This is a genomic window from Erythrobacter sp., from assembly GCF_040217515.1.
In the GTDB taxonomy this organism is placed as follows: Bacteria; Pseudomonadota; Alphaproteobacteria; order Sphingomonadales; family Sphingomonadaceae; genus Erythrobacter.
In genome coordinates this window covers 154,525-167,604 of the sequence record NZ_JAVJPT010000001.1, presented here as the reverse complement: position 1 = coordinate 167,604, position 13,080 = coordinate 154,525, and the positions used below count along the sequence as shown (strand labels likewise).

At 67.0% G+C, this 13,080-nt stretch carries 14 protein-coding genes; 12 read left to right on the top strand and 2 right to left on the bottom strand.

The window, feature by feature from the left end; genetic code table 11:
• Genes RIB52_RS00835 through bla form a run of 4 tightly spaced genes read left to right on the top strand, consistent with a single transcriptional unit; the run spans position 1 to position 4,314 of the window.
• Complete coding sequence (locus tag RIB52_RS00835; RefSeq protein WP_350171932.1) at positions 1 to 1,368, top strand: DUF58 domain-containing protein; 1,368 nt, start codon at positions 1 to 3, stop codon at positions 1,366 to 1,368.
• Positions 1,365 to 2,444 carry a stage II sporulation protein M gene (locus tag RIB52_RS00830; RefSeq protein WP_350171930.1) on the top strand — a complete coding sequence of 360 codons (1,080 nt, stop codon included), beginning with the start codon at positions 1,365 to 1,367 and terminating at the stop codon, positions 2,442 to 2,444. The genes RIB52_RS00835 and RIB52_RS00830 overlap by 4 nt, the downstream gene beginning before the upstream one ends.
• The gene (locus RIB52_RS00825; protein WP_350171928.1) at positions 2,441 to 3,400 is read left to right on the top strand and encodes an RDD family protein; all 960 of its coding nucleotides are present in this window, start codon (positions 2,441 to 2,443) and stop codon (positions 3,398 to 3,400) included. The genes RIB52_RS00830 and RIB52_RS00825 overlap by 4 nt, the downstream gene beginning before the upstream one ends.
• Complete coding sequence (bla, locus tag RIB52_RS00820; RefSeq protein WP_350171926.1) at positions 3,397 to 4,314, top strand: class A beta-lactamase; 918 nt, start codon at positions 3,397 to 3,399, stop codon at positions 4,312 to 4,314. Before RIB52_RS00825 ends, bla begins: the two co-directional genes overlap by 4 nt.
• A gap of 7 nt (positions 4,315 to 4,321) precedes the next feature.
• On the opposite strand, the gene RIB52_RS00815 is transcribed toward bla, so the two are convergent.
• On the bottom strand, positions 4,322 to 5,395 hold the full coding sequence (locus RIB52_RS00815) for an isoaspartyl peptidase/L-asparaginase family protein (protein WP_350171924.1): 1,074 nt from the start codon (positions 5,393 to 5,395) through the stop codon (positions 4,322 to 4,324).
• 59 nt (positions 5,396 to 5,454) lie between these two features.
• On the opposite strand from RIB52_RS00815, the gene RIB52_RS00810 reads away from it, so the two are divergent.
• On the top strand, positions 5,455 to 6,414 hold the full coding sequence (locus RIB52_RS00810) for an SDR family NAD(P)-dependent oxidoreductase (RefSeq protein ID WP_350171922.1): 960 nt from the start codon (positions 5,455 to 5,457) through the stop codon (positions 6,412 to 6,414).
• Here the strand turns inward: RIB52_RS00810 and RIB52_RS00805 are convergent.
• Positions 6,411 to 7,349, bottom strand: a complete 939-nt coding sequence (locus RIB52_RS00805) for an alpha/beta hydrolase fold domain-containing protein (RefSeq protein ID WP_350171920.1) — start codon at positions 7,347 to 7,349, stop codon at positions 6,411 to 6,413. The two genes, RIB52_RS00810 and RIB52_RS00805, sit on opposite strands and share 4 nt — an antisense overlap.
• Before the next feature lie 121 nt (positions 7,350 to 7,470).
• On the opposite strand from RIB52_RS00805, the gene ispG reads away from it, so the two are divergent.
• The 7 genes from ispG to RIB52_RS00770 all read left to right on the top strand — a co-directional run bounded on the left by ispG (position 7,471) and on the right by RIB52_RS00770 (position 13,064).
• Positions 7,471 to 8,622: a flavodoxin-dependent (E)-4-hydroxy-3-methylbut-2-enyl-diphosphate synthase gene (ispG, locus tag RIB52_RS00800; RefSeq protein WP_350171918.1), complete on the top strand. Its 1,152-nt coding sequence runs from the start codon at positions 7,471 to 7,473 to the stop codon at positions 8,620 to 8,622.
• Between the two features lies 1 nt (position 8,623).
• Positions 8,624 to 8,860: a hypothetical protein gene (locus tag RIB52_RS00795; RefSeq protein WP_350171916.1), complete on the top strand. Its 237-nt coding sequence runs from the start codon at positions 8,624 to 8,626 to the stop codon at positions 8,858 to 8,860.
• A complete protein-coding gene (locus RIB52_RS00790) occupies positions 8,860 to 9,351 on the top strand; it encodes a thioredoxin family protein (RefSeq protein ID WP_350172012.1) in 492 nt (163 codons plus the stop codon). Before RIB52_RS00795 ends, RIB52_RS00790 begins: the two co-directional genes overlap by 1 nt.
• Positions 9,348 to 9,689 carry a TfoX/Sxy family protein gene (locus tag RIB52_RS00785; RefSeq protein WP_350171914.1) on the top strand — a complete coding sequence of 114 codons (342 nt, stop codon included), beginning with the start codon at positions 9,348 to 9,350 and terminating at the stop codon, positions 9,687 to 9,689. The genes RIB52_RS00790 and RIB52_RS00785 overlap by 4 nt, the downstream gene beginning before the upstream one ends.
• Before the next feature lie 13 nt (positions 9,690 to 9,702).
• Entirely contained in the window at positions 9,703 to 10,635 is a 933-nt protein-coding gene (locus tag RIB52_RS00780; RefSeq protein WP_350171912.1) for a histone deacetylase family protein, read from the top strand.
• A gap of 119 nt (positions 10,636 to 10,754) precedes the next feature.
• Positions 10,755 to 12,227 carry an NAD(P)-binding protein gene (locus RIB52_RS00775; protein ID WP_350171910.1) on the top strand — a complete coding sequence of 491 codons (1,473 nt, stop codon included), beginning with the start codon at positions 10,755 to 10,757 and terminating at the stop codon, positions 12,225 to 12,227.
• 135 nt (positions 12,228 to 12,362) lie between these two features.
• Positions 12,363 to 13,064 (top strand): murein L,D-transpeptidase catalytic domain-containing protein, encoded by a 702-nt coding sequence (locus RIB52_RS00770; protein WP_350171908.1) that lies wholly within the window; start codon positions 12,363 to 12,365, stop codon positions 13,062 to 13,064.
• Positions 13,065 to 13,080: the final 16 nt, after the last annotated feature.

The following is a 13,080-nucleotide window of genomic DNA, read 5'->3' as shown; positions in this document are numbered from 1 at the left end:
ATGAGCCGCCTGCGCGCCTTTTTCTCCCGCCTCCTCGCGCGGCTGCCTGCCCTGCCGATCGTGCCGACTGCGCGGGCGGCGTGGGTGATCGCGGCGCTCGCGCCGCTCGCACTGCTCGTCGCTGCGGCAGCGCCCGGAGCCTGGGTGACGGCCCCCGCAGCCGCGCTCGCGTTCGTCGTGCTGATCGTTCTCGACGGCCTCGTCGCCGGGTCCGTCCGGCGGCACGAGGCGATCGCCCCTGCCGATACCGAGGTCGGGCGACCCTGCGCCATCACGGTTCACGCGCTCCTGCGCGGCAAGGCCGGCCGACCCGAGGCGGCGCTCGAATTCGATCCCCGGCTCGGACTTGCGGGCCGCGCGGACCTGCGCCTGCTGCCGGGCGAGGAAAGCGGCGTGTTCTCGGGCGCGATCGAAGTCGTGCCCGAGCGGCGCGGCACGGCTTCGATCACCCGGCTGTGGCTGCGCTGGACAGGACCGCTGGGCCTCGGCGCGCGGCAGGTATCGCAACCGCTCGAAACCGAGATCCGCATCTGGCCCGACCTCTCCCCGGTGCGCTCGAAGGAATTGCAGACCTTCCTGCGCAACGAACGCAGCGGTCTCATCGCGCGGCGCATCCGCGGAGAGGGCACGCAGTTCGAGGCGCTGAGCGAATATGAGCCCGGTATGGACCGCCGCCGGATCGACTGGAAGGCGAGCGCGCGGCACAACCACCTCTATGCCCGCGAAAACGAGAGCGAGAGGAACAACCAGATCGTCTTCGCCTTCGATTGCGGGCAGGCCATGTGCGAGCCGCTCGACGGCCTGCCGCGCATCGACCGGGCGGTTTCCGCCGCGCTCACCTGCGCCTATGTCGCGCTGAAGGGCGGCGACCGCACAGCGCTGTTCGGCTTTGCCGCCCGTCCGCGCGTAATGACACCTTTCGTCGGCGATACGCGCGGCTTCGCCCGGTTGCAGAGCGCCGCGGCCGCGCTCGATTATGAACCGGTCGAGCCCAATTTCACCCTCGCCCTCGCCACGCTGACCGCGCGGCTCCAGCGTCGGTCGCTGATCGTGCTGTTCTCCGATTTCACCGATCCGACGGCGGCGGAACTGATGGTGGAAAGCATTTCACGGCTTGTCCGCAAGCATCTCGTCCTGTTCGTCACCCTTGCCGACAGCGAACTGGAAAGCTTTATCCAGGAAGAACCCGGCGACATCGCAACGCTCGCCCGCTCGGTCACCGCCGGCACGCTCGCCCGCCAGCGCAGCCTCGTGCTCCAGCGCCTGCGCCGGATGGGCGTGGACGTGATCGAGGCGCCGTGGGACAGCGTGGGCTTCGAACTTATCGACCGCTATCTCGCGATCCGCGGGCGGGAGGCGATCGGATGAAGGCGCCTGTTGCAGCTCGCAAGATCACCGACCTGTTTTCCCGAAACGAGGTCGAAGCGCCCGCCGATATCGCGAGCGCGGCGCTGCGCTCCGACCGCTTCCGGCTGGAGCGCGAGAGCGACTGGCGGCGGCTGGAGGCGATCGTCGCACGGATGGAGAAAGGCGGGCTGAAACGGATCGAGGATGCGGACCTGCTCGCCCTGCCGACGCTCTATCGCACTGCGGCCTCTTCGCTTTCCGTCGCGCGCGAAACCTCGCTCGACGCGGCGACGCTGGCCTATCTCGAAGGCCTCGTCCAGCGCGCCTGGTTCCAGGTCTACGGGCCGAGGCTCGGGCTGTTCGCGTGGCTGCGCGAATTCCTGCTGGGCGGGTGGAGTCGCGCGGTGCGCGAAATCTGGCTCGACATATGCATAGCGCTGTTCGTGATGGTCTCGGGCGCGATCGTGGGCTGGCTTCTGGTGGTGCAGGACAGCGAATGGTTCTATCGGCTGGTGCCCACGAACCTCGCCGACAATCGCCGCCCGGGGGCGAGCCGCGCGGAATTGATGGAGACGCTTGGGATCAAGGAGGGAAGCGAGGGCCTTTCGAGCTTCGCCGCCTTCCTGTTCAGCAACAATGCGGGCGTGTGCATCCTCGCCTTCGCGCTGGGCTTCGCCTTCGGCATCCCCTCGCTCATGCTGCTGGTTCACAACATGGCGCTGCTGGGCGCTTTCCTGTGGCTGTTCCAGAGCGCCGGGCTGGGGGTCGAATTCGCCGCCTGGCTCTCGGTCCACGGGACGACGGAATTGTTCGGCATATTGCTCGCCGGGGCGGCGGGGCTGCATATCGGGCGCTCGATGGCCTTTCCGGGTGAGCGCAGCGTGCTCGCCGCAGCCGCGACAAGCGGGCGGCGCGGGGCGGTGGTGATGGTCGGCGTGGTCATCATGATGATCGTCGCGGCCTTTCTCGAGGCCTTTCCGCGCCAGCTCGTCGGCGACACCGGCGGGCGGTTCGTGATCGGGGCTATCTTTCTCGCCTTCTGGCTTTCCTATTTCTTCCTCTATCGCCGGGATGCCCCCGCCGAGACCGGACCATGAACGCTGCCACCGCCCCTGCCCCCGCCAATGGGGCCCCGCGCCCCGATCCCGACGCAAAGCGCCGCCGCACGCTGATCACGCCCGAAGGGCTCGCCCTGCCCGTCACCGTCGCATCGCGCGGGGCGCGCGTGGGGGCGCTGGTGATCGATTTTATCGTCATCATCGTCTCGATCGTCCTCATCCAGATCCTTTTCAGCCTGCTGTTCGCAGGGGTGCTCGGGGAGACGCTCGAGGGACTGGGCGGACAGGTGCCGGCGGCGGGCGAATTCGTCGTGATCCTCGCGATCCTGCTGATCTTCGCGGCGCGTTACGGCTATTTCCTCGCCTTCGAACTGGGCCCGCGCGGCGCCACGCCGGGCAAGCGCGCCGTCGGCATCCGGGTCGCCGCGCGCACCGGTCCGCAAGGGGGCGGACGGCTCACCCCCGAGGCGGTGATTGCGCGCAATCTCATCCGCGACATCGAGTTGTTCATGCCCTTCATCTTCCTGCTGCTCGCACCCTCGGGCGAACAGGGCAATGCGGGGATTGCGGGGCTGGTGTGGTTCGGCATCTTCATGGCCTTCCCCTTCTTCAACCGCGACGCGCTGCGCGCGGGCGACGTGATCGCGGGCACCTGGGTGGTCGAGGCGCCGCGCACCAGACTGGCCGAGGCGCTGTCCACTCAGGGCGCGGCGGCGGCGGAGGGAACGAGCGACCTCACCGGGGCGCGCTACCGTTTCGGCGAGGCGGAACTGTCCGTCTATGGCGAGCGCGAGCTCCAGACGCTCGAACGCATATTGCGCGAAGACCAGCCCGAGGCGCTTTCGGCGGTCCACGCCGCGATCTGCCGCAAGATCGGCTGGGACCCGGGCGCAGGCGACGAGCGTGCCTTTCTCGAGGCATTCTATGCCCAGTTGCGCGCGAAGCTGGAAAGCGACATGAGATTCGGCAAACGCAAGGCGGACAAGTTCTCATGACCCTATCTCGCAGGTTCTTTCTTTGTGGCAGCGGCGCCCTTGCCCTTTCCGCCTGCGTGCCGCCCGACCAGAGCCCGCTCGGGCGGATGCAGGCGACCTTGCGCATCATCGAGGCGAAGGCGGGCGGGACGCTCGGCGTCGAAATCTACGACACGCAAACCGGCCTATCGGTCGGCCTCAACCGCGACCGGCGTTTCGGGCACTGCTCATCGTTCAAGCTGTCGCTGGCCGCCATGGTGCTCGCGCTCGACGCGGCGGGCGAGAGCGACGCCTCGCGCCGGGTGACATGGACGAGGGATGACCTGATGCACGTCTCGCCCTTTACCGAAAAGCGGCTGGACGAGGGAGCGAGCCTGCTGGAACTGGCCGAATACACGCAGAAATATTCGGACAATACGGCGGCGAACGTGCTGCTGCGCGAACTCGGCGGCCCGGCCGCGCTGACCGCCTTCTGGCGCAGCATCGGCGACGATGTCAGCCGCCTCGACCGGACCGAGCCCGAACTGGGCAACGTGCCCGTCACCGAATACCGCGACACGACCACCCCCGCCGCCATGGCGCGAACCGTGGCGAAGCTGCTCTACGGCGACATACTGCCCGAGCCGTCCAAGGCGATGCTGCGGCAATGGATGATCGACACGCCGACCGGGCGGCGGCGCGTGCGCGCGGGGCTGCCCGAAGGCTGGGTCGCGGGCGACAAGACCGGCACCTCGACCTGGCCGGGCATGGGAAGTCTCTATGTCGATATCGGTTTCGTGGAGCCGCCCGAACACCCCCCGATCACCTTCGCGACCTATTACCGGGCGAACGAGACATTCGAGGGCATGGACCCCGAAAGCGAAGCCGCGCTCGCGAGCGTGGGCGAGGTGATCGAGGATTTCGCCAAGCGCGGCGAGAGCATCCTGCCCTTCTGAGGCGCGCTCAGTGGTCGGGAGTGTTCGATGCGCCCGCTTCCACGTCGCCGCCGAAGATCGCGACCTCGCTCATGCCGCTGCTGTCGGCGCGGCCGCGATACATGCCCGTCGTGTTGAAGCTGAAGATCGCATGGCCTTCGGGCGTGACAAGGATCACCCCGCCATCGCCGCCGAGCTGCTTGACCTCGGCCATGACTGCGTCGGCAATGCCCTGCGCGATGAAGGAATGATCCTTCTCGCCCTCAGGATCGCCCGCAGAAACGATCTGCTGGCCATAGGCAAGGCGCAGGCAGATATTCATCGCCACGCCCACCCGGATGAAATACTCGCCCCATCCGGTCGCCGAAACGGCGCAGGAGCGATTGTCCGCATAGGTCCCCGCGCCGATCACCGGCGTATCCCCGATCCGGCCCCAGCGCTTGCCCGTCATGCCGCCGGTCGAAGTCCCCGCCGCGAGGTTGCCGTCCTGGTCGAGCGCGACCGCGCCCACCGTGCCGAACTTGGTATCGACATCGAGCGCGGAGAGTTCCTCGGACTTCATCCGTTCGAGCGATTTCCTGCGCGCCTCGGTCGCGAAATATTCCGGCGGCGCGGTCTCGATCCCCTGTTCGACTGCAAACTGCTCCGCCCCCTCGCCCATCAGGAAGACGTGCTCGCTTTCGGTGCGGACTGTGTCAGCGAGCAGGATCGGGTTCCTGATCGTCGTCACGCCCGTCACCGCCCCGGCGCTGCGGTCGCGCCCATCCATGATCGAGGCATCGAGTTCGTTGCGCCCATCCCAGGTGAACACCGCGCCCTTGCCCGCATTGAACAGCGGCGAATCTTCCATCGGAAGAATCGCGGCCTTCACCGCCTCCATCGCGCTGCCGCCCTCGGCAAGCACCTTCGCCCCGGCATCGAGCGCCTCTTGCAGCGCAGCCTCATAGGCGGCCCGGCGTTCCGGGGTCATCCGGTCGGGGTCGAGCGTCCCCGCCCCGCCGTGGATCGCGATCGACCATTCCGGTTTCTCGTGGTCCTCCGCAGCAACCGGCGCGGAGAGGGCGAAAAGCGCGGCAAGCGCTGCAAACATGGCCTTTTTCATGAGTTGCACGCGTAACCCAAAGCTGCGCATCAAGCCAAGCGGGCAAATGGGAGAGCATGATGGCTTACGGCAAGGATACCACCACCGACGAAGTGCTGGAGGGCAAGGACCTTGCGGGGCGGACCTATTTCATTACCGGCGGCAATTCGGGGCTGGGGCGTGAATCGGGCCGTGCGCTCGCCGCGAAGGGCGCTGCTGTCGTCCTTGCCGGGCGCAACCCTGCGAAACTGGGCGATGCGGCGGACGCGATCCGCTCGGCCACCGGCAGCGAACGGGTCGAGACGATCACCTGCGACCTCGCCGACCTTGCCAGCGTGCGCGCCTGCGCGGGCGAAGCGCGCGAGCGGTTCGAGGCGATCGACGCGCTCATCAACAATGCGGCGGTGATGGCCTGCCCCTTCGAACACACCAAGGACGGGTTCGAAATGCAATTCGGGACGAACCATCTCGGCCATTTCGCGCTCACCGCCGGGCTGATGCCGCTAATCGAGTCGGCTTCGGGCCGGCCCGGCAGCGGGCGCATCGTCAACCTGTCGAGCCGCGCGCACCAGATGGCGGGGGTCGATCTGGGCGATCCGCATTTCGAGCGGCGCGATTACGAGCCATGGGCAAGCTATGGCCAGTCCAAGACAGCCAACGTGCTGTTTACGGTCGAACTCGAAAACCGCTATGCGGGCCGGGGCATCCACGCCTATGCGGTCCATCCCGGCGGGATCGACACCAATCTCGGCCGCCACCTGACCGAGGAAATGGCGCAGGCGCTGATGCAGAACATCGCGCACAGCGACCCGGATTTCGCCTGGAAATCGATCCCGCAGGGTGCGGCCACGAGCATTTGGGCGGCAACCAATGACACGGTCGAGGGGCGCGGCGGGTTCTATTGCGAGGATTGTGGCGAGGCCGAGATCGACGCCGAGGCGACCGATCACGGCGTGCGTCCCTATGCGCTCGACCCGCCCACGGCGGCGCGGCTGTGGGAAATGAGCGAACGGATGACGGGCGTGAGCTACCCCGTCTAGCTTCCCAGGAAGCCCTTCATCAGCGCGAACACGTCCTTCGCCTCGCGCGTGGGCGTGATCGCCATGAAGACGTGCGGCGCGGCCTCGTATTCGTAAAGTTTGGCATCCACCCCTGCATCGCGCAACTTCCCCGCAAAGCTGCGCGAATCGACGATGAAAAGATCGTGCCGCCCGGTCCAGATGCGCGTCGGGGGAAGCTGCGCGAGCTGCTCGGTCGGCGTGTAGAGCGGGCTGCATTCGGCGCTCGCCGGGTCGCGGGTGCCTGCATAGATTTCCCCCGCCGCGCGCAGCGTGCCGATCTTGAGCATCGCGTCATGCGGCTCGACCGCGCGCATCGCCTCGTCCTTCATGGCAAGGTCGAGCCACGGCGCGAACAGGGCGAGCCGCCCCGGCTGCGGTCCTGCGGCGCGCGCCAGCCGCAGCGCGAGGGCGAGCGCCATGTGCCCGCCGGCGCTGTCGCCGCAGAGCACGATTCTTTCGGGCGCGTGGGCCTCGGCAAGCTGCGCGAAGCAGGCATGGGCGAGCGCGTCCTGCACGCTCGCCGGGCTTTCGGGGACGACATTATAGAGCGGCAGGGTGATCGACAGGCCGCAGGTCTCGACCAGCTTCGCGGCGAGCGGCCAGTGCACGTCGAACATCGGCAGGACGAAGCCGCCGCCGTGGAAATAGAGCATGTGCCATTCGCCGGGGCCGGATTTCGGGTGGAGCGTGACGACCTCCTGCCCCTCCACGGTGCGCCGCTCGACGGTGAAGCGCTGCTCGAACTTCGCGGGCATGGGCGCGTCCTGCGGCGGCTCGCGCCGGGCGAGCTTTTCGCGGAAGCCTTCGGGGCTGTGCGGGAAGACGGGCTTTCGCCGTTTCATCAGCCACACCACCGCCCGCATCAGCAGGCTGGCGCGCTCGCTGCGCAATTCGGCGGTCGATCCCTGAAGCATGGCGTCTCTCCCTTTGGCGCAAGGCAAGCGCGCGGGAGGCCGGGTGTCAAGCGGGAGGGAGGTCTGACCCGAAACAAGCATGTCATTGCCCCGAAACGCTCTCGTGATTATATCCAGTCCCATGTCTGTGAGACCCTGGCGCGATATCGAGCGGCGTGAATGCCGGCAGATCATGGTGGGCAACGTGCCCGTGGGCGGCGATGCGCCGATCACGGTGCAGACCATGACCAACACCCCGACCGAGGACGTGAAGGCGACGATCGACCAGATCCGCCGCTGCGAGGATGTCGGCTGCGACATCATCCGCGTCTCCTGCCCGACCGAGGAATCGACCCGAAATTTCCGGCAGATCACCCGCGCCTCGCGCATCCCGGTCGTCGCCGACATCCATTTCCACTACAAGCGCGCGCTCGAGGCCGCCGATGCGGGCGCGGCCTGCCTGCGGATCAATCCGGGCAATATCGGCTCGGCCGACCGCGTCGCCGAAGTCGTGCGTGCGGCCAAGGCGAATGGCTGCGCAATCCGCATCGGGGTCAATGCAGGGTCGCTGGAGAAGGACCTGCTCGAAAAATACGGCGAACCCTGCCCCGAGGCGCTGATCGAAAGCGCGCTCGATCACATCAAGATTTTGCAGGACCACGATTTCCACGAATTCAAGGTGGCGGTGAAGGCCTCCGACGTTTTCCTCGCGGTCGCCGCCTATATGGGTCTTGCCGATGCGGTCGATTGCCCGCTGCATCTCGGCATCACCGAGGCGGGCGGGCTGATCGGCGGGACGGTGAAGTCGTCCATCGGCATCGGCTCGCTGCTCTGGGCCGGGATCGGCGACACGGTGCGCGTCTCGCTGTCGGCCGAGCCCGAGGAAGAGGTCAAGGTCGGCTACGAAATGCTCAAGGCCCTCGGCCTTCGCACTCGCGGCGTGCGCGTCGTCTCCTGCCCATCTTGCTCGCGCCAGGGCTTCGACGTGATCCGCACGGTCGAAACGCTCGAAAAGCGGCTCGAACATATCAAGACGCCGATGAGCCTTTCCGTGCTCGGCTGCGTCGTCAACGGCCCCGGCGAAGCGCGCGAGACCGATATCGGCCTCACCGGCGGGGGCAATGGCAAGCACATGGTCTACCTGTCCGGCGTCAAGGCGCACGCGATCGACGACGAGGACATGCTCGACCACATCGTGCGCCTGGTCGAGGAAAAGGCCGCCGCGATCGAGGCCGGCGAACAGGTCGCCTTCGACCCGCACGCGGCCCAGGAAACGCCCGAGGCCGCCGAGTAAGTTGGCAAAACGTCCCGCCCCTGCGCGCCCCGGTGCGATCGGCGTCGCTTCGGCAGGCGCGGTGTCGAGCGGGGCCGCCGCGATCGGCGCGCTTGCGGTCGGTGCGCTCGCCGTGGGTGCGGTCGCGATCGGCACGATCGCCATCGCCCGGCTCGCAGTGGAGCGTCTGCGTATCCGCGATGCCAAGGTCGATGTCCTGCGCATCGGCCAGCTGAGGATCGAGGACCAGCGCGAGTGATGCGTTCCACCATGGCCGCAGCGGCGGCGCTAGCGCTCGCTGCCTGCGCGACCGCGCCGCCCGCGCCCGCCTATCCCGAAGCCGCCGTGTTCGACGTGTCCGAGGACGCGATGGCCGACGTCGAAGCCGCGCTTGCCCGCGCCGACGCTTCGGGCAAGCGCGTCCTGCTGGTGATGGGTGCGAACTGGTGCCACGACAGCCGCGCGCTCGCCGGATGGCTGGAAAGCCCGCGCATCGGCAAGCTGGTGGCGGAGCGATACGAACTGGTCTTCGTCAATATCGGCATGCCGCAAACCGGCGACGGGCATAACCTCGCCGTGGCGCGCCGCTTCGGGCTCGATGAGCTTCCGGGAACGCCCAACCTGCTCGTGCTGACGGCAGACGGAACGCTCATCAACGCCAAGACCGCGACGACCTGGCGCAATACGTCCAGCCGCAGCGAGGCGGCGATTTTCGCAGAGCTTGAGCGGCTGGCGGAGGTCGAGGCATGACCCTGCGCGACCACGTTCTCGAAGTGCTCCACACGCTGCGACCCCTGGGCGCGATCAAGGCGCGCTATTGCATGGGCCAGACCGCAACCCTGATCTATCACGACCGGGTCATGGGCGTGGTCAGTTTGGATGGGCTGTTTATCAAGTCGGACGAAGTAAACGATCCTGTCTTCGACCGGATAGGAGCTGCACGGTTCCTACCGCGGCTCGCATCGGCGAATATCCATCGTTTTCCCTTTCGCAAGGTGCCCGCCGAAGCCCAGCATTGCTCGAAAGCCATGCTCGAATGGGCGCGGCTCGGGATCGAGGCGGTGGAGCGGGAAACCCTGCCCGCCTGATGCTGCCCGCCTGATGCTGCACGTCGTCCACCACGCCGATTACATGGCCCCGCGCCCTGAGCGCGGGACGTTCAAGTTCGACAAGTACTACCTCGTGATGGAGGAACTGCGCGCCCAAGCTGAACGGGGCGGAGCACCCATCACCGAGCACGCGCCCGAGCCTGCCCCGCGCGAATGGCTCGAGGCGGTGCACGATCCGCACTATGTCGAGGAGGTCTTCACCGCCAGCGTCCCGCGCGAAAAGGAGCGGCGCATCGGCTTTCCCGTGACGGAGCGAATCCGCGATCGGGTGCGGCACACCAATGGCGGGACGTGGCTGGCGGCGCATCTGGCGATGACCCATGGCTATGCCGCCAACAGCGCGGCGGGGAGCCACCACGCTCTAGCCAATACCGGCGCAGGCTATTGCGTGTTCAACGATCTCGCGGTGGCATCCAATCGCTTGATCGCGGAGGGATCGGCCCGGCGCATCCTGATCGTCGATCTCGATGTCCACCAGGGCGACGGGACCGCCAGCCTCACCGCCCTGCGCGATGACATCTTCACCCTGTCACTTCATGCCGAGAAGAATTTCCCGGTGCGCAAGGCGCGCTCGAATTGCGACGTGCCGCTGCCCGACGGGCTGGACGATGATGGCTACATGGAGGCGCTTGCGGCCCACCTGCCGCGCATCATGGACTACTTCGCGCCCGATATGGTGCTCTATCAGGCGGGGGTCGATCCGCATGTGAACGACAAGCTCGGACGGCTCGCGCTGACGGATGAGGGCCTCGCCCTGCGCGACCGTTTCGTGGTGGCCGAGGCACGGCGGCGCGGCCTTCCGGTCGCCAGCGCCCTGGGCGGCGGATATGGCGAGGACCAGCGCGAGGTCGCCCGCCGCCATGCCCGCTCGATGCTCGCCATGGCCGACGAAAACGCGCGATACCAAGGGCAGCCGGCGCGCTGAAGACCCGCAGTCCGGCTGCTTGCCGGGTTGTGCCGGTCGTGGTATTCCGACTGTCGACGGGTTGCACGTCTCCCACGCTTTTTCCCGAAGGATGAGGCATACGAGGAAGAGGGGCAGCCGTGACCATTTCCGAAACCGATTATCTCGTCATCGGCGCAGGTGCCGTCGGCCTCGCTTTCGTCGACACCTTGTTCGACGAGGACCCGGACTGCCATATTACCATCGTCGATCGCCGCGCGCGGCCGGGCGGTCACTGGGTCGACGCCTATCCCTATGTCTCCCTGCACCAGCCGAGCACGAATTACGGCGTCAACTCGATGGAGCTCTGCTCCGCACGGGTCGATACGCAGGGCCATAATGCGGGGATGCACCCGCTCGCCAAGCACCCGGAAATCCTCGCCTATTACCTCAAGCTGATGAACGAGCGGCTGCTGCCGAGCGGGCGCGTGGCCTATCATCCCCTCACCGATTATCGCAGCGAGGAAAGCGGGGTGCACCGCCTGCGCGGCATATTGTCGGGCGAGGAGCGAACTGTCCGTGTCCGGCGCAAGATCGTCGACGCGACCTGGTTTCAGACCTCTGTGCCCGCCACGCACACCCCGTCCTTCGAGATCGCGGAAGGCACGCGCTTCGCCATTCCCGGCGAGCTCCCCGCCCTCGTGCGCGATCCCGCCGGACTGCCCGATCGCTACGTCATCCTGGGCGCCGGGAAGACTGCGATGGATGCGGGCGTATGGCTGCGTGAGGCGGGCGTGGCGCCGGAAAGGATCGGCTGGGTCCGTCCGCGCGATTCGTGGATGTTCAATCGCTGGGTTCTCCAGCCCGCCAGCGCCGAGTTCGAGAGATTGCTCGGCTATCAGCGCGCGCTGGTCGAATGTGCCGCTGCGTCCGCAACCGGGCAGGAAATGTTCGCAAAGCTCGAAGAGCGCGGCGTCATGCTGCGGATCGACCGGGACACCGTGCCGACCATGTTCCATTACGCGGTGATATCCGAAGGCGAGGTCGACATGCTCCGGCGCATCGAACAGGTCTTTCGTCAGGGCCATGTCACCCGAATCGCACCGGGACGGATGGAATTCGCCGACGAGGCGTTCGACCTGCCCGAAAACACGCTTTTCATCGACTGCACCGCCACCGCCGTCCCGTTCCGGCCGCGCGAGGAACCTCGTCCCTTTTTCGAACCGGGGCGGATCACGCCGCAGCTCGTGCAGTCGCCGTGGGTCACCTACAGCGCCGCCTTCGCCGCCTTCCTCGAAGCGAATTACGATACGGACGAGGAGCGCAACGCCCTTTGCCCGCCGACACCGCTGACCGGGACACCCGACACCTTTCCCTATGCGGTGATGGAAAACCTTTTGAGTTCGGCACGACTGGGCGAGGATGCGAAGGCCAGCGCCTTCAACGCGCGAAGCCGCCTTCATCCCACCGGCCCGGCGATCGCCGCCATGGTCGCGCGAGGCGATCCGCGCCTCGCCGCTCTGACCGAGCTTGGCGAGGTGATCGCGGCGAACATGCCGGGCGTCATGGCGCTCGGCACGAAAGCGAGGGCGCTCCACGAGGCGGGCATGCCGACAAGCCACGCGGCGGCCTGAGCCTTTGGCGAACCGCGAAGAACCGCGACTTGCCGACGAAGGGGCACGGCCAAGCTACGGAATGACCCTGATATGCGGCCAACCGCAATTAAAGGCTCACGCAAGAGCAAGCTTCGCGCTATATATTGCAGTGATATGAAACGTCGCGATCTCATCAAGGGCACGCTGGCAACCGGGACCTTGCTCGCCCTTCCCGCCGCCCGCCTCGCCGCTCAGCCGATCAAGGGCAGCCCGCGCGACCGCGCGCTCTTCGCCATTGCCAAGCGCGAATTGGAAAGGGCGGGCGATGCGATCTGGAAACGCGACATCGTCGGCATCGCCGATTACGGTGTCCATTCGGCCGAGCGGCGGTTCCATTTCGTCAATCTCGCCCTTCAGGAAGTGCACTCCTACCATGTCAGCCATGGCGCGGGTTCCGACCCGGAGCATGACGGCGTGCTCAACCGCTATTCCAATGTCGAAGGCTCGAACGCGACAAGCCGCGGAGCCTATGTCACCTGGGAGTGGTACAAGGGCCGCTACGGCACCAGCGTGCGCCTCGGTGGGCTGGACGAGACGAACGACAACGCGCTTCGCCGCTACATCGTCATGCACCGCGCCGATTATGCCGAGCCTTCGCATATCGATCGCTGGGGCCGGCTCGGCCGGTCGAACGGGTGTTTCGCCATGGGCGAGGAGCAGTTCCGCATCGCGCTCATGAACCTGTCGGGCGGGCGCCTGCTGTTCGCCGACAGCCTCGGCCTGCAGGAAGACGGGAGCTTCCGCTCCGCCAATCTCGAACCGCTGCGCCCGAGCAAGCCGAGCGACCTGCAGCGCTTCGCGCCCGGCTCGTTCTGAGGCGGACCACTCCGGC